Here is a 16,964-nt window from a genome sequence, read left to right as displayed (position 1 = left end):
TATAGGAAACATTGTCGAGAATGACATTGATCCCGGGGTTTTCCTTCATGAAACGGCCGAGGAGGTCCTTCAGGACGTCGCCCTCCACACCGTCGGAATACCACATGATGCGGACGTCTCCGGCGATGGCGGCCGTCGATGTCAAAAGTCCGACGGCGAATGCCGCTAGCATCGTACGTGTCTTGGTCATAACCTTCCTCCTCTTATGGACGAGCCTTCTCCCGCTCGTAAAACCGGCTTCCTAGGCCCGGGCCCTCCGCCTTATTTGGCAGCCAGCATGATAACCTCGCCGGCAATCGTGAAATCCTTCGGCAAAATGGTCCGGCCTTCAGCCTCCGTTGATCCGTCCCGATGAAATTTGACAATGCCGTAGTCGGGATCCTCGATCACGAGCGTGCCGTCCGTGCCCTCGCTAACGGCGAGACCTGCGAACCTGGCCTCGACCATCTTCAGGTCCGACGCTGCGCACACGCGCACGATCCAGCGTGTCTTGCGGCCATATTGGCGCAGTTCCGCGTTGGCGGACGGGCCATCCTTGATAGCTACAAGTTCCGCGTTGCCGTGCAATAATACCGCACCTTGCCCACCGCGGGCGAGCGCAAGATTGCCGTTGACGATGGTTTCGTCGAATTCGGCGACGGGGAACCAGGCGTGGGTGAAATCCGGCTGCTCGTCGAACGTGGAAAAATCGAGCACGGCCAGACCCCGATATTGATGCGCGCGGGGCAGGGTGCCGCAGCCGCCCCAATAGGAGGGTCGGCCGTACCCGAACTGAATTGTCTCCCCGGGGTGGTTGATCCATATTGTGGCTTCGGGACGCTCTCCAAGTCGCAGATGCAGGACGGTCTCCTGGTAGCCCCATTCGTTCCAGCGATAGTGTGCAGCCGATCCCATGGCGAAATCGCGGCTCTTGTAATGGTAGAGCGCGGCAAAGCTGTTCTCTCCCTGCGCGAAACGCCATTCCTGATTTTGGTCAGCTTGATGGCAAGCGACCATCTGCAAAGTTGCCGGCACGATCAGACCATGATCGCGCAGGCAGACGGCAAGCTGCGGCAAGGCGTGGACGCGGCGGCCATACCAACCCTTGCCCCAGAGCAGGCGCGCAACACCGGAAAGCTCCAGCGAGCGACCAGCGCAAAGCGTGTGCTCATAGGAGCGACCCTGGGCGGCCGTGACCATCCCGTGGTGAGCCGAGCGGGCGATGATCTCGCACAGACGCACGATGCCGTTCCTGGCTCGTTCTGCGATGTCTGCGTCGGGCGACAGGGCGGCGAGTGCGGTCAGACCCTTGAGATCGATTGGGAAATAGGGCGCGGAATTGAACTCCGCCATTTCCCATGCCTCGAAGTGGTCAAGCCACGCACGCACGCGAGTGGCACCCACTTTGCTCTGCTCCTCTCCCTTGCGGCCGGAGCGCGCAAAGGTCGAGCCCGCCAGAAGGTGCCCGGCAAGATAGGCCGAGGTATGGAACAGGAGCGCGTGGTTTTCGGAGAAATACCACTGAACGTCATTGCCTGGCTCGTCCATCCAATAGCGATAGTTGAGGATTGCCTGATCAATGCGGCCGCGCGTCTGTTCGTTGATATCCGCGCCCCAGACGGTGCGTGCCCAGATCAGTGGAACAATCGAAAAATCGGCGCAGTCGTGGCAATCTTCGATCGATGGCAGGATTTCCTCTATCATGGCGTCGGTGTCGGCGCCCGCTCGGCCGCTCGCCAGTCGCGCGAAGGCGCGAACTGTGTCGCGTTCGGAAAATTCGGAGATTTCGTCCAGCGCTTCTGCAATCCGGTCGGCAAGCGCGGCGGGGGCGGCTCCCTGGCGGCCTGTATGGCAGATCTCGACGCCCAGCGAGCGGGCCGCGACAAAGCCACCGGCGTCGAGTGAAATACGGAAGTGGCGAAAATCCGCTGGCGCCTTGCCCGACGGGCCAAGGGTCAGACGCGCATCGCCCGCCCTCAGCACGAAGTCGAGGTCGAAACGTTCGGTGGACATGAAGTCACCTTCGACTGCGACATTGACCCCAACGTCGACGGGCAGCGGCTTGGCAAAGAACAGGGTGATGTCGCCATCGAAATAGGCGGTGCGGTCGAAATGCATACTGTCGAGTGCGGCTTCTATACTCTCCGCCACCCCGTTTGCGCATGGAACCGGCACGACGACGCTCGCAGCCGGGCCCGACAGATAATCTAGCTGGAAGAAATAGCGCGCATCGCGTTCGGCCAGATCGTCGAAGAAAATGATGATCTCGTTCATACCTGCCACGAGCGGCAAGTCGTATTCGGATTTCACCTCGAGATTGCGGCTGTAAGGTGCCATCCAGCCGGCTTCGGTGCCATTCAGCCACAGCACAGCGCCGCCGCAAGTGCCGAGCCGTACCTTGGCAGCACCGGCCTCTTCGGCGTGTACAAAGGTGCGTGCCCAGGTGGCAAGCCGCGTCGGACGGAACCAGAAGCCTGACAGATCGAGCCGCGGCGAGCCGAAGGGCAGCCACCACCGCGCGGCGTCGAATGCACCGCGCACATCTGGCCGTTGACCGCGATAGCGCTCGGCAAAAATCGTACGGCAAGGATACTCGTGTGGAATGAAATTTTTGTGCTTGGTCAGGAAGAAGAAGGGATCCATTTCACCCTTCATCGGGGTGTCCGGAACGTCGAAACGCTCTTCGGCGATTGCTCCGAGCTGCCAGTAGCGAATTGCCTCACCTGGTTTCAGGGCTCGCTTCATGTGGGATTTGATATCGATCATCTCAGATCCGCCAAAGCTACCGGGGCCACGTCGTTGTATTCCTGGTTTTCTCCGGTCATGCCCCAGACGAACGCGTAAGGACCGGTCCCTGCACCCATGTGGATCGACCAGGCGGGGGAAAGCACGGCGTCGCCGTTGGCAACGAGTAGATGACGGGTCTCTTCGGGTCGGCCCATCAGGTGGACGACCCGGTCTTCCTGCGCCATGTCGAAGTAGCAATAGGCTTCCATCCGCCGCTCGTGCAGGTGCGGCGGCATGGTGTTCCATACGCTGCCTTCGGCAAGATCGGTGATACCCATCAGCAGCAGGCATGATGGCGCAACTTCCGGATGGATATACATGGCAAGGCGGCGCTTGTTCGATCGACGCGCATCGCCAAGATCGAGCGGCTTTGACTCCGCCTTGGTTATCAGCCGGTGAGGGAGGTCGACACCGGCCGGCACTGAGTTCATGTAGAACCGGGCAGGGATGCCGGCCGAGAGGCTCGCCACGGTTATCTGCTTGGCGCCGCGGCCCACATAGAGAACGTCACGGTTTTGCAGCGTGAAAACCTTGCCATCGACAGTAACGGTGCCCGCTCCGCCGAGATTGGCAATTCCCAATTCGCGCGCCGACAAGAGGTACGGCGTGCCGATGTCGGTCCCTGATCCGAAGGACAGGCTTTCTGAGACCGGCATAGCACCGCCGAGGATAAGGCGATCGACATGCGTATAGGTGAAATTGATGGTGTCCGCCGCAAACAGCTCGGTGACGAGAAACGCACTGCGGAGGCGCTCCGTGTCATAGTTCTTGATATCCTCCGGGGCCGTCCCGTACAAAACCTTCATCGTCATGCCGCTTGTCCTTCTGCTCCAACGTGCTGCAATGCTTCCGAAAGGCACAAGATCGCCAAGGCCTGTCCGTAGCCCGTCGGCTGGATCGGAATATCTCTGTAGAATTGGAGATCGTGGCCCATGCGCGTGCCATAGGAGACATTGAGCACTGTGCCGGTCTCATCGATATTGTTCATCACCGCCCGCAAAGCCTTCAGGCCCGATGTTCGCCATGCGGGCGTTCCTAAACCAAGGCGGTAACCCTTCAACAGGCCGTAGCCGATGCCGGCCGTTGCGGAGATCTCTTCATAGGAGGTGGCGTCGTCGAGCAGCGTGCGCCATGCGCCGGACGCTGTCTGAAGCGGCAATAGCGCATTGACCTGTGCAACGAGAACGCCCTGCAGGTAGTCCTTGACAGGTCTTGCCATCTCGGCGAGGTCGAAAAGATCGAGGATGCCTGCCGTGATCCAGGCATTGCCGCGCGCCCAACGTGCCTCGGCGAAATTGTGCCGGCCGTTGAAGGTCCAGCCATGAAACCACAAGCCTGTATGCGTGTCGGCGAGGTAGCGCGCATGAACAAGGAATTGCCGCGATGCCTCATCGATCAGTTCCTGTCGTCCGCTCGCTTGGCCATAGGAAGCCAGGAACAGTGCGACCATATAGAGTGTGTCGTCCCAAAGTTCGTTGTCATTGATCTTGTCAGACACATGATGTTCGAAGCCGCCTTCCGGCGTCCGTCCCATTTCCGAAATCACACGGGTTGCCCAGTCATCCAACAGCGGCTTCCAGCGTGGATCGCCCGTCTTTGCCCAGAGAACGGAAAGGCCAAGCATCGGTGCGGTTGTGTTGACGTTGAGTTGCGGCAGTCCAGCCTCGAGCCGATCCGCGTACCAGTTTTCCACGAGCCGGCGAAGATCATCGCGCCCCGTGAACAGCCAAAGCCGGATCAGCCCATAGAGTCCGACGCCTTGCGGCCATTCCCAACTGTCGAAGCTGATGTAGTCGCCGGCAGTGCCGTCGAGATTCGGCTCATGGAAGCGACCTTCATGCTTGAGGCCGGCCATTCCTGCGACAAGTCGATCGAGGCCCATACGAATATCGCGGCCATTCGGGCCCATAGCGCTCCTCCCAATCAGTCCCCTCTTACGGGCGGCTCTTTGGCCAGATAATGCATGATGAATTTTCTTGCGCAATCTGAAAATTTTTTTCATGATTGCGGCAAAGGAGATCCGACGATGGCTGCTAAACCATTGCCCGGTAAGCGCGGGAAGAAGAGCCGGCGCGTGCGTCTGGTAGACATCGCCGAAATTTGCGGCGTGTCCCTCAGCACTGCTTCGCGTGCCTTGGCCGGCGAAAAAGGGGTTCGGCCAGAGATCCGCCAACAAATTCTTGAAGCGGCCAAGATCGGCAACTATGCCATCCCGACGGCGGTAGCGGGGCAGAAAGTCATCCTGGCGGCATCCAGCGCTGCCATGATCGACTATGTGCGCAATCAGTTCACGCTCTACGTCCTGGAGGGACTGAAAGAGCGCGCACTGGCGCTTGGACTTGAGATCGTTACGCGCCCGATCGCCGACAGGAACGAGGAACTGGCAGTGCTGAGAGAAGCGCGTGAAGATCCCCAAGTTGCGGGTGTTCTTTTTCTCACCGTGGACGACGAGGATATGCTCGCCGCAACGCGTGGCTTCGATAAGCCGATCGTCCTTCTGAACGGTGACGATCCGTTTATGAGGCTCTCCAGCGTGACGCCCTGCAATCGATCAAGTGCGCGACTGGCGGCAGATCACTTGATTGATCTCGGTCACCAGCGCATCCTGTTTTTGATGCGGCCGGGGCGGCGAACGATCGAACGGCGCTACGAGGGCTGGCAGGACGCTCTGCATTACAGCGGTCTATCCGTAGATGAGGATCTCGTCGTTCAGGTCGAAGACTGGTTGCCGGAACTCGCGGCACAGGCCATCGCTTCGCGCATAGACGCACGTGGTCTGGATTTTACGGCGGTTCTTGCCGCCGGCGACAGTCTTGCAGTCGGCGCAATGATGGGCGTTCAACAGAAGGGTTTCTCGGTGCCAGGCGACGTGTCGGTCATGGGAATGGATAACCTACCCCAGGCGGCTTTCTTGAACCCACCGCTGACGACCATGCACATTCCCATGCGCGAAATCGGCTCGGCAGCGCTCGATCTTTTGCGAGATAATCTATCCGGTCTGCCGATGCCGCCGCGCCGTGTGGAACTTGCCTGCCACCTCGTCGAGCGGTCATCAACGGGCCCACGGCGTACTCCAAGTGGATAGAATGTCACAAGCCAGATTGCAGGCATTATTGTTTGGGAGAGTTGGCATCCTGGAATCTTAAAGGGCATTGTGGACCTCGGTTCGCCAATGAGAATCCGCTGCTATCGGCATTTCAAACGAACGTTTGTCCCTATTAGCTATCGCCACTTTTGAGAGCTAACGGCCTTGATGTTCTCGATATGTGTTTCGAAAGTTGCATAATGGCTCGCTAGGAGCTGGTGGTAATGCCACTCTATTTGAGTGCCATCGTTCGACCTTCCAGAACACGTGCTCAAACCCGGCACTGACGAAATCGCCCGTTTAATGCCACGTCTTCGTGGCACTAAGATTCAATGGTCGAAGCGGTGTCAACACCACAAAGTCGTGGGTGATCGTGGCAGTCTTGGCTAGCATCGCTGACGCCGAGCAGTATTTTTCGACCGACAGCGAGATGGCACGCTCGATCTTATTCGCAGCTAGGCAACGCCCTTTGACCACGAAGTGCATATGAAGGCGGGTAAAGACTTTCGGGTCCTGCTCCGCACGCTCTGCGTCGATCTCGACGACACAGTCCTCTATCGCCTCTCGGGCCTTTTCGAGGATGTGGACGACATCGAAGGCCGAACAACCCCCGGTGCCAATCAATACTAGCTCCATGGGACTTGGCCCCGGTGTTCGTCCCTCCGGCCCGAAGGCCGTCCCAAGTACAACTTTGTGGCCGCTCCCGGACTCGCCGATGAAGGTCCGATCTTCCACCCATTTGATACGTGCTTTCATGAGACTCGTCCTGTCGTGACAATGCGTCGATCATAGACCAGAGGACATCGATGATCTCTAAACATTTAGCGCTCGGGTCAATGGGACATGACGACCGGCATGGAGACGTTATGGAGTAGCTGTTCAGAGACGCCTCCAAACAGGGATTCCGAGAGAGGCGAATGCCCGTAGGCTCCGGCGACGATCAAGTCGGCTTCCTCGCGATCCAGACTTGCAAACATCGCGCCGATCGTGTCGACATCTCCGGTCCCCCGCCAACCATCGACCGTCACTTTGATCCCATGTCGTTCGAGGTGAGCCACAACATCCAGCAGGTCGGAACGGTGTGAATCGAAGTTTGCGTCGAAGACGAACAGCACGACACTCTCGGCCTTGGCGAGCATCGGCATAGAGTCGTGGAGAGCGCGTGTCGATTCCCGGCTGAAATTCCACGCCAAGAGGATGCGCCGCCCGACAGGATCCTTTGCTTCCCACCCGGTAGGCAGGATGAGCATCGGGACGCCCGACGCAAGCAGCACGTCTTTGGGAACTGCCGCCGCCGTGAGATGAGCGCTGTCCGGATGGGGCTGGCTCGCGACGATGAAATCCGCGCAATGCGAGAGCGAGAAGAGTTCCTGGGCAGTCTTGGCTGAAGTGCTCGCAACGCGGCATTCCGCTTCCAGCCCCGCTGTCCGAACCATCTTCTCAAATGTGCCCTGGATAGCCTGCGCCCGTTCGCGCCTTTCGCCTTCGAAAGCTGCGGCTGTACTGATGTCGACGCCGGTCAGCTTAGCGTTGTGTTGCGCAGCTATTTTGATCGCAGTCTCGACCCGCGCCTCGTTTAGGTCGCTGGCGTCCAGGTAGACGATGATATCCTTATACGACATAGTTACCTCCGCTAAAGGCGGCGCGCGAAGAACCCCTTCTTAGGGCGCCCGAAAAACGTCGCTACGTAGGGCGCATTAGCCGATGGAGGCGGTTAAGGTGCAGCCCAACTGCCATATGTTTTAACGCCGCATGCGCATCATGGTTCCCTACGCTCTTAAGCGTGCACGCCAGCGATTCTGATGGTCTGGATCTGCCTCCGGCAAAATTGGCTCCGTCGAAAATTTTACATTGGATCCTCGAGTGCTGTGTTCTTTCAAGGAGCCATCATCTGCATTCTTAATCCGAAGGCATGGCTCTTTATTTTCGCAACTTATCCGCAGTTTATGAAGTCTGATGACGGCCCGCTATGGCCGCAGGGCTTGTTGATGGGATCGATGACAGCCTTCGTGCAGCTCATTGTCTATGGCGGGTGGCATTGATGGCAACGCGTGGCCGCCTGGATTGGGCGAGCGGGCGGTTTGCTATTGGTCGCTATTGCGCCCTTCACGTTTCTGCGGGGAATGCTTTAACTGTAACCATAGTTTGGTTTATTCTCTTGGCCCCGCGTCGTGGCGAGGGGCACAAGCGATTAGATCCAGAACAACGTGCAAAGCGGGCAGGGCACATCGCTATGCGACCGCGCTCTAGGCTTTGCCTGAAGCCGGTCAAAGTGGCCATCTCCGCCCATTCGGGTTGCGACCGCTTTTGCGGGACTGCAAGCGGCCTGGCACTGCGCGAATCTGAACTGACGCCGCCCAGGCCATTGTTGTCCGCATCCGGTCAAGCCTGACCGTATGGGTACGTCTCACATATGCAACAAAACCCTTGTCATCAGTGTAAAGCCCAACTCAACCTTAGGTAAGCGATATAACGTGAAGAACGACACTAAAAAACGAAGAAGCGAGACGCAGCATGGTGGGGGGAGCTGTGCCATCTTTGCGTTACACCCCGACGCGTACCCCAACTAACCAATGTTATGAATCTTGCCACCGAAAAATGGTTCACGGAATTGATGGATTGGGTGGCAGTCAGTCCGGAAAAAAGTGGGAGAAGTGCTGAAAGCCGGTCGCTGTGGAGGTGACGTGGCCTGCGGCGGCTTCTCCCAGAGGGCCTGACCGCTCGGCGCGGGCTCGGGGAGGAGATGCCGTCGTCGCGGTCGGCCCGAGTAGAATACACCCGGACGGCCCCAAGGGATTATATTTATTTGTGCATTTCGACGGCATGACTTCTCCCGAACCGATACCCCTCGCTTGGCCTCAGGTCACCCTGAGGAATTTGGTTAGCCGAGCGTTATGACATCGGCTTAGGTGGAAGACTCCAGACAAGAACTCCTTCATCGCGGCTTGTGCCGCCATCGTTGTCGATTTGTCGTATACCGCGGCCGGACCGCGCGAAGCATTCGATGCCCGGCTTTGATAACGTCACGGCCAAGGTCGCCGATTTCCGTCACCAGAGTGGCCGAGTTTCTAAACAAAACCCGAGAGCCAGAAGGTGGAGACACAGAACAAGGTCCACCGCCATAGACAGCGAGGCGATAACCGCCATGCAAGCACCACGCACGATTCCCGGTACAACATGTCACAATAGTTATGATGATATATCCCATTGATATTATTAGGAGTTAATGCCATCGCCGCGCGATGAACTCATTTTAAACAGATCGATAATAGCGGGGTCCTAGGCCTAGAGCATCTGCTTGACAAGCGCGAAAATGGAGAGCGTAATCAACATTCTAAGAGGAAAGAGCAATTAATACCCACCCCGTCCGGAAGCCGGTCGGGATGACGAGGTCCGGAGGCGGGCCGAGGCCACAGTCCCCCGGGAGGAGCGCTTAATCAGCAATCCAGCAAGGGAGGAAACCATGGTTCGCAAACTTCTCTTCACCTTGGCTATTGCGGCGTCCACACTTGCAATCACTGGAGCCGCATGGGCCGATATCACAATCCTCGTACCGTCGAGCAGCGAAGGCGACGGTCTTAGGGCCGCCGCCGCCGACTACTCGAAGGTGAAGGGCAGCAAGCTAGAGATCGTCCAGGCGCCGTATGCCAATGTTTTCGAACAGGGTGTCAATGCCGGTTCGACCAAGTCCGGTGTCTTCGATATCATCCTCATGGACGACCCGTGGATTCCGTTCTTCGCCGAGAACGGGCATCTGGAGGATTTGACGGCCTATTTCAAGAAAGCCGGACTGGAAGGACCGGACAGCGATTTCCTATCGAAGTCGTTGGCGATATGCCGCAACCCCTACAATACGGGACCCTATGTTTGCCTGCCCTATGTGGGGAATGCGCAGATGTTCTTCTATGACGCCGCCAAGTACAAGGAAGCCGGCATCGAGACGCCGAAGACCTGGGATGACGTGCTGAAGGTGGGCAAGACGCTGACTGAAAGCGGCGGGGGCCGCTATTTCGGGTACGTTTTCCGCGGCGGTCAGGGTAACCCGGTGGTTGCGGATTTCATGCCGATCTTCTGGTCCTATGGTGCCGATCTTTTCAATGCCGACCGGACCAAGGTGACGATTGACACGCCAGAAGGGGCAGCCGCCATGAAGACATTCATAGCGTTACGCGATGTCTCGCCGAAGGGGGTCGAGAGCTATAATGCCAATGAGGTTGGCACGGCTCTCGCCGCCGGTACGGCGGCTTCATCGATCAACTGGCCGAACTGGGTTGCAACTTTTGAAGATCCGAGCCAGTCGAAGATGGTCGGCAAGATCTCCTACACCACAATTCCGGCCGGCACGAAGCCCGGCAGCTCGGAAATCGGCCACTGGACCATGGGCATCATGTCGGCTTCAAAAAACAAGCAGGAAGCATTCGACTTCATGCTCTGGGCGACCTCGCCCGAGCAAATCAAAATTTCCGCCGAGCGCGGTAATCCGCCCGTCCGGACCTCGGTCTTTACCGACCCGCAACTGACGTCGCAGGAAAAGTTCCGACACTATCCCGTATTGATGGCAGCGATCCAGGCCTCGACCCCCCGTCCGCGTCACCCGAAGTGGCCGGAGATCGAAAATGCCTTCGGTATAGAGCTTTCCAAGGCCGTGGCGGGCACGATCACACCGGAGGAGGCCCTGAAGAACGCACAGGCGGCGGTCGAACAGATTACGGGCCTTAAATAGAGAATGGATTGATTCGGAGCGGGGCTTTCGGATCCCGCTCCCGCCACGGCGCCGGCAGTGCCCCGGCAATTGAGGCGTGCCAAGACAGGGCTCTAGGGAGAGGCCAATGCTGAAGGTCGACAACGGCACATTGATGGGGCAGCCTCAACTGGGTGGCGGTCTGGAGCGGTGGGTGGAGCGCCATTTGCGCATTCTCATGCTTGCGCCGACGGTACTCATATTGCTGGCGCTAACGATCTTTCCCAGCATCTACATGTTCTATGCGGCGGTTCACAAGATCAGCCCGAACCCTGATTTGCCCTGGGAGTTCGTCGGCTCCGGCAATTTCGCGCGGCTTCTTTCCGACGGACAATTCCACGTCGCGCTCCGGAATACCATAATATTTACGGTCTCGGCAGTGACGGTCGAGTTTCTTCTCGGTCTTGGCCTAGCGCTCCTCCTCGACAAGTATATCCGCCGACTGACGTTTCTGAAGACGGTCCTGATGATTCCGATGATGCTGCCGCCGATCGCCGTAGCGATCACATGGAAGATTATCTACGAACCTCAGTTCGGCGTCCTGAATGAAATCATGTTCCGTCTAGGCCTTCCGTTGCAGGCATGGGCAGGCGACGCGAGCCTCGCGATGTTCTCGATCATCGTCGCCGATGTCTGGCAATGGACACCCTTCATGTTCCTGCTGATGCTGGCGGGCCTTGCCAGCCTGCCCGTCGAGCCCTATGAAGCCGCCGCGCTTGACGGCGCCTCGTCTTGGCGGCAGTTCTGGGATCTGACGCTGCCATTCCTCAAGCCGGTCATCGCCATTGCCTTGCTCTTGCGCGTCATGGATGCATTGCGTCTTTTCGACCTCGTCTTCGTCCTGACGGGCGGGGGGCCAGCTGACCGGACCAAGGTATTGAGCCTTTATATCTATCAGGTTGCCTACCGCTTTGCCGATACAGGCTATGCCGCGGCGATTTCGCTGTTTGTTCTCTTCGCGACAATCATTCTAAGCACCTGGTTCATGAAGCGTATGCGGCTGGCGGAATGAACATGGCGACGCCATCAACGATACCCACCCACAAGCGCAGCAGGGAGCTGTTCGTCCGTCTGTCAGCCTATCTGACGATCCTGGTCGCGCTCGTGGTCGCACTTTTCCCTGTCTATTGGATCGCGGCCAACTCGTTCAAGTTTGATATCGACATCTTCGCCGTGCCGCCGGAGTGGCTACCCCGGCACCCGACGCTGAAGCACTACGACGAAGCGTTCGTCCAACGTCCGTTCCTGCGCTACGCTCTAAACAGCTTCCTGGTTGCCATGGGAACGACGATCGTTTCCGTAAGCTTCGGCACCATGGCCGGCTATGCCTTGGCGCGGTTCAGCTATCCGTGGCAATGGCGAAAGCAGATATCGTTCTGGATCCTGTCGACGCGCATGATGCCGCCGATCGTCAGCATCATTCCGCTTTACCTGTTCTTCAACTACTTCGACATGCTCAACACAAAGTCGGCTCTCATTATTGCCTACACCGCCTTCAACCTGCCCTTCGCGACCTGGATGATGAAAAGTTACTTCCAGGATCTTCCGGTCGAGCTCGAGGAGGCAGCGATAGTCGACGGCGACACGCGGTGGGGGGCGTTTCTGCACGTGGCGTTGCCTTTGGCCCGGCCCGGCCTCGCGGCAACGGCCATTTTCTGCCTGATAATCTCGTGGAACGAGTTCCTGCTTTCGCTCATCATCACGCTGACTGAGCAGTCGCAAACCTTGCCGATTGGCATTGCCGGGCGGGTGACGCAATACAAGACCTATTGGGGCGAAATCAGTGCGGCGGGTTTCATGGCTTGCGTGCCGATCGTCATCTTCGCCTTCATCGTCCAAAAGCATCTCGTCCGGGGGCTGTCCCTGGGTGCCGTCAAAGGTTGAGACCTATGGCGTCCGTCACATTTAACAACGTCAGCAAGAAGTTCGGCGAATTTGTCGCCGTGGCCGACTTCAACCTCAAGGTCATGGATAAGGAGTTTCTCGTTCTGCTCGGGCCCTCTGGCTGCGGCAAGACAACGACCATGCGCATGGTTGCCGGCCTGGAGGAGGCCACGTCAGGCGACATCTACATCGACGCGGAGCGCATCAACGGTGTCCTACCTAAATATCGCGATGTCGCGATGGTCTTCCAGTCCTATGCGCTGTATCCCCACCTCACCGTCGAGGACAATATCGGCTACCCGCTGAAGATCCGCAAAGTTCCGCCTGCCGAACGCAAGCGGCAAATCGCCGAGGTCGCGCGGCGCGTGGAACTCGACTCGATGCTGTCGCGTCTCCCGAAGGAACTCTCCGGCGGCCAGCGCCAGCGCGTAGCGCTCGCACGCGCCATCGTCCGCACGCCGCGTGTCTTTCTCATGGATGAGCCGCTGTCCAATCTCGACGCCAAGCTTCGCACTCAGATGCGCGCGGAGTTGAAGCACCTCCAGCATGAGCTTCAGGTCACAACGATCTATGTTACCCACGACCAGATCGAGGCGATGACACTCGCTCACCGCGTCGCTGTGATGAACAAAGGCGTGATCGAGCAGCTTGGAACGCCGAGGGAAATCTACAACAATCCGCGCACGCTCTTCGTTGCAGGATTTATCGGCTCGCCGCCGATGAACCTCATTCCGGGAGAGATGAAAAACGGCGTTTTCGCCAGTGACGGCTTCAGGGTGGAGGGGCTCGGCCGGGCAAACATCTCCCGCGCCGTCCTCGGTGTCCGTCCGGAGGACGTCCATGTGGCGGGAGTCGACAGCGCCGGCATCAATCTGGTCGCGCCGATCTATTCGGTGGAGCTCACCGGAGAGAGCACGTTCGTCAGCCTGCGGCTGGGCAGTCAGCTCATGACCCTGCGCGCCGACAAGAATTTTACCGGTCAGATCGATCAGCCGATCGGTGTAAAGGTCACGACGGATCGCGTGTTTCTGTTCAACCGGGAGACTCAATATCGCGTCGACCTCTGACGTATGGGCGGCAGCCTTGGTGATTATTGTGACATCTGGCGCGGCGATGACCGATGACGGTCCCATCGCCGGCAATCCCCTGATTGAAATTGCCGCTGGCGCGTTTGTCTTTGGCCGCGACGACGGCCCCGAAAACGAACGCCCGCGCCGCGTGTTGGAGGGCGGGGCGTTCGCGATTAATCGCACCGAGATCACAAACCTGCAATATCGACGCTTCGTCGGTGCGACAGGCCACCGACCGTCCTTCTACGCCAACCACCCGATATTGGGATCGGATGACCGACCAGTCGTCGGGGTAAGCTGGGGCGATGCCGATGCCTTTTGCCGCTACCATGGCCTGGCCCTGCCGTCGGAGCAGCAGTATGAGCGGGCAGCGCGGGGAACAGACGGTGAGGCGTTTCCATGGGGCATGGCCCCGCCGGACGCCACGCGCGCAAATTCCGGCGCCGATGCCTGCTGTTCCGGTGATGCGCGCGACGGCTATTTCATGACCGCGCCGGCGGAATCTTTTACCCATGGCGCGAGCAGCGAGGGCGTCCTCAATCTCATTGGCAATGTCTGGGAGTGGACGCGCGATATCTACGCGCCCTATGAAGGTGAGCCCGACGGACGATACCGCGTGCTGCGCGGCGGCTCCTGGAACAGTGACCCCGCCCACCTCACGACAACCTATCGCCTCGCTTATGATCCAGAATTCCGCTTCTCAGCCAATGGAGGCTTCCGATGTGTCCGCTCCGCGCCCTGATGATTGCCGTCGGTCTTATTTTCCTGGCGGCCGGCGCCGGCGCCGAGCCTACGGTTGCGTCCGGCTACAGGCTTGAGACGATCAGCGTGCCGGGTGCCGCATTCGCCGGCCTATCACGCGACGGCGAGGTGCTGCTCGTCACCGATCTCGCCAGCGGCCGGCTTTATCGGCGCGGCGCGGACGGCAAGCTTGTAGCATTCGGCCCCGCCTTTCCCCATGGCCTCGACGTGATGGGCGACCCTACGGGTCCCTACCGCGTCGTCCGCGCCGGCGACATCCATATTGTCGCGCAGGGATGGACGCCGGTCGACGCCGACGCCAGTCCGCTTGACCATGCGCTCGTCGCGCTCGACGGCGCTGGTGAGATCCGTGTCATCAACAACGATTTCTGGAATCCGTTCGACTTGATTGCGGCGGGCGAAACCTACTACGTGATCGATGCCGCACGAAACAGCGTCGAACGCGTGCAAGCGGACGGCCGGAAAGACACGATCATAAGCTTCCGCCGGGAGACGGCAACGGCAATGCGCAGCCTTTCGCCGACAGAGTTCGCTGCAGGAAACAGTTACGAAATCGACGCGGTGCCGACCGGCATCGCGCTTCGCGATGGACGCCTTCATGTCGCGCTGTTCGGCGGCTTTCCCTTCCTGGCGGGCGCCGGAAAGGTGGTATCGATCGCCGAAGCTGGTGGCACGACAACACCGCGGCTTGAAGTCGAAGGCCTGAATGCGCCCGTCGGCATCGCCTTCGACAACGATGGCGGGATCCTCGTTCTCGAACACGGCATCTTCGATCAGAAGGAAGGATTCCAGAAAGGCAGCGGTCGTTTGCTCCGGCTCGACAAGACGACAGGCCACCGGGAGATCATTCTTGAAGGTCTGACGCGGCCCGTCTCCGTCCTCGTCTGGGACGAGCGAAGGCTCGTCGTTTCCGAGCTGGGCGGCAATCTCCATGTTCTGACCCGTGAGCCAAAGCCGTCGAAAGCAAATTAGCTTGCCGCCTTTTCGGGCGGTGGGTTCGCACCCGTGCGCACTATGCCAAGTCGAACGGTAACTGTCGCAGTGACTTGCTGGTCAACCGCGCAACCGCATTGGCAAAGGCAGGAGCGAGCGGCGGCAGGCCGGGCTCGCCCATGCCCGTGGGCGGCTCGGCGCTGGGCACGATGTGGACATCGAACTCGGGAACGTCTGTGATGCGCGCCACGGTATAGTCGCCAAAGTTGCTTTGCTCGACGACGCCGTCCTTGAGTGTGATGGCCGAGCCGGCCAGGCACATCGACAGACCCATGACCGCCGCGCCCTGAACCTGGGCTTCCACGGTTTTTGGGTTCACTGCCAGATTACAGTGCACGCCAGCCGTGACCCGGTGCAGCTTCGGCTGGGCGTCCGTGACGGAAGCTTCCACCACGTAAGCCACCACCGAATCGAAGGACTCGTGCACAGCCACGCCCCAAGCTCTGCCCTCAGGCAGGGGCGTTTTGCCGTAGCCGCTCTTGTCCACGGCGAGCTGCAACGCATCGCGATGCCGGGGGTGATTGTCGCCGAAGAGCTGCATGCGGTAGGCAACCGGGTCCTGGTCCGTCGCTCGGGCGATTTCGTCGAGCAACGTCTCCATCACGAAGGCAGTGTGAGTTGAACCCACGCTGCGCCACCAGAGCACAGGCACGTTGACCTTGGGATGATGCACCGTCACGCGCATCGGAAGCGGGTAGGGCTCCCGCATGCCTTCAGTCGCTGTGGCGTCGATGCCGTCTTTCACCTGGAACTCGCCGAACACGGTGCCGGTGGTGATGGACTGGCCAACAATGACGTGGTCCCAGGCCAGCACTTTGCCGTGTTCATCGAATCCGATGCGGGCCCGGTGCAAGTGCATGGGGCGGTAAAACCCGCCCCTGATATCGTCCTCGCGGCTCCACAGCGTGCGGATCGGTACATTCAGCCCGGCTGCACGCGCAGCCTTGGCGATCTGACATGCCTCGACCACGGTATCGCTCGTACTGGAGAAACGCCGGCCAAAACCACCGCCCGCCATCTGTACATGCAGGACGACCTGCTCGGGCTTTAAGCCCAGCACACCAGCTGCCGCACCGGCGTCGAGTCCTGCGCATTGGCTGCCGACCCACAGCTCGGCGCTAACGTCGCTCAGCGCAACGGTGCAATTCAAAGGCTCCATGGCCGCGTGAGCGAGATACGGGAAAACGAACTCGGCTTCCAGTTGTCGCGGCGCTGTATCGAGCGGCGCCATGTCGGCGTCGAACTTGCGCGGGCCGGGGCGAGCGGCCATCTCGCGATACTGGGCGAGTTGCCGTTCGCTGTCGACTTTCTCGACAGCCGATGTGTTCCACTCCAGCTTCAGAGCATCTCGGCCCTGAGTGGCTCGCCAATATCCGTCTGCCACTACGGCAACGCCTTCGGCGTCACCATCCAACGGCACCCGCAGGACGGCCTTCACACCCTTTATGGCGCGCGCCGCGCTGTCATCCAAAGAGGCGATGCGGGCCCCGAAGACAGGGGGACGGGCCACTACGGCGGTAAGTTGTCCGGGCAGCGGGAAGTCGATGCCGAAATCCTGTTGGCCGCTGCTCTTGGCGCGCGCGTCGAGGCGGGCCGTAGGACGGCCGATGATGCGGAAGTCCTTTGGATTTTTCAGCGTCACCTTCTCGGGTACGGGCAGAGC

General features: G+C 59.5%; 13 protein-coding genes and 1 pseudogene. 7 read left to right on the top strand and 7 right to left on the bottom strand.

Translation table 11 applies throughout. The features are described from left to right. From AAAC48_RS01805 to AAAC48_RS01790, 4 genes and pseudogenes are all read right to left on the bottom strand, one after another. Positions 1–190: pseudogene (locus tag AAAC48_RS01805) on the bottom strand (carbohydrate ABC transporter substrate-binding protein); the annotation flags it as partial. A gap of 71 nt (positions 191–261) precedes the next feature. Continuing rightward, entirely contained in the window at positions 262–2,745 is a 2,484-nt protein-coding gene (locus AAAC48_RS01800; RefSeq protein ID WP_340652529.1) for a hypothetical protein, read from the bottom strand. Further along, positions 2,742–3,578, bottom strand: a complete 837-nt coding sequence (gene kduI / locus AAAC48_RS01795) for a 5-dehydro-4-deoxy-D-glucuronate isomerase (protein ID WP_340652528.1) — start codon at positions 3,576–3,578, stop codon at positions 2,742–2,744. The genes AAAC48_RS01800 and kduI overlap by 4 nt, the downstream gene beginning before the upstream one ends. Then, on the bottom strand, positions 3,575–4,675 hold the full coding sequence (locus AAAC48_RS01790; RefSeq protein ID WP_340652527.1) for a glycoside hydrolase family 88 protein: 1,101 nt from the start codon (positions 4,673–4,675) through the stop codon (positions 3,575–3,577). The genes kduI and AAAC48_RS01790 overlap by 4 nt, the downstream gene beginning before the upstream one ends. A gap of 117 nt (positions 4,676–4,792) precedes the next feature. Between AAAC48_RS01790 and AAAC48_RS01785 the strand changes: the two genes are divergently transcribed. Then, positions 4,793–5,851 (top strand): LacI family DNA-binding transcriptional regulator, encoded by a 1,059-nt coding sequence (locus tag AAAC48_RS01785; protein WP_340652526.1) that lies wholly within the window; start codon positions 4,793–4,795, stop codon positions 5,849–5,851. A gap of 300 nt (positions 5,852–6,151) precedes the next feature. Here AAAC48_RS01785 and AAAC48_RS01780 read toward each other — a convergent pair whose 3' ends face one another. Further along, the gene (locus AAAC48_RS01780; protein WP_340652525.1) at positions 6,152–6,607 is read right to left on the bottom strand and encodes an OsmC family protein; all 456 of its coding nucleotides are present in this window, start codon (positions 6,605–6,607) and stop codon (positions 6,152–6,154) included. 77 nt (positions 6,608–6,684) lie between these two features. Further along, on the bottom strand, positions 6,685–7,473 hold the full coding sequence (locus tag AAAC48_RS01775) for a universal stress protein (RefSeq protein WP_340652524.1): 789 nt from the start codon (positions 7,471–7,473) through the stop codon (positions 6,685–6,687). Between the two features lie 1,841 nt (positions 7,474–9,314). On the opposite strand from AAAC48_RS01775, the gene AAAC48_RS01770 reads away from it, so the two are divergent. The 6 genes from AAAC48_RS01770 (at position 9,315) to AAAC48_RS01745 (ending at position 15,280) form a co-directional block, all read left to right on the top strand. Further along, positions 9,315–10,574 (top strand): ABC transporter substrate-binding protein, encoded by a 1,260-nt coding sequence (locus AAAC48_RS01770; RefSeq protein WP_340652523.1) that lies wholly within the window; start codon positions 9,315–9,317, stop codon positions 10,572–10,574. 106 nt (positions 10,575–10,680) lie between these two features. Next, entirely contained in the window at positions 10,681–11,604 is a 924-nt protein-coding gene (locus AAAC48_RS01765; protein WP_340652522.1) for a sugar ABC transporter permease, read from the top strand. A gap of 2 nt (positions 11,605–11,606) precedes the next feature. Next, on the top strand, positions 11,607–12,476 hold the full coding sequence (locus AAAC48_RS01760) for a carbohydrate ABC transporter permease (RefSeq protein ID WP_340652521.1): 870 nt from the start codon (positions 11,607–11,609) through the stop codon (positions 12,474–12,476). Between the two features lie 5 nt (positions 12,477–12,481). Continuing rightward, positions 12,482–13,543, top strand: a complete 1,062-nt coding sequence (locus AAAC48_RS01755) for an ABC transporter ATP-binding protein (RefSeq protein ID WP_340652520.1) — start codon at positions 12,482–12,484, stop codon at positions 13,541–13,543. 46 nt (positions 13,544–13,589) lie between these two features. Beyond that, positions 13,590–14,288: an SUMF1/EgtB/PvdO family nonheme iron enzyme gene (locus AAAC48_RS01750; protein WP_340652530.1), complete on the top strand. Its 699-nt coding sequence runs from the start codon at positions 13,590–13,592 to the stop codon at positions 14,286–14,288. Beyond that, the gene (locus tag AAAC48_RS01745) at positions 14,267–15,280 is read left to right on the top strand and encodes a ScyD/ScyE family protein (RefSeq protein ID WP_340652519.1); all 1,014 of its coding nucleotides are present in this window, start codon (positions 14,267–14,269) and stop codon (positions 15,278–15,280) included. The genes AAAC48_RS01750 and AAAC48_RS01745 overlap by 22 nt, the downstream gene beginning before the upstream one ends. A 40-nt stretch (positions 15,281–15,320) precedes the next feature. Here AAAC48_RS01745 and AAAC48_RS01740 read toward each other — a convergent pair. Continuing rightward, on the bottom strand, positions 15,321–16,964 hold a 1,644-nt coding region (locus tag AAAC48_RS01740), incomplete at its 5' end, for a molybdopterin cofactor-binding domain-containing protein (protein ID WP_340652518.1).

The organism is Phyllobacterium sp., from assembly GCF_037994405.1.
Taxonomy (GTDB): Bacteria; Pseudomonadota; Alphaproteobacteria; order Rhizobiales; family Rhizobiaceae; genus Phyllobacterium.
This window is presented reverse-complemented; position numbering and strand designations above follow the sequence as displayed.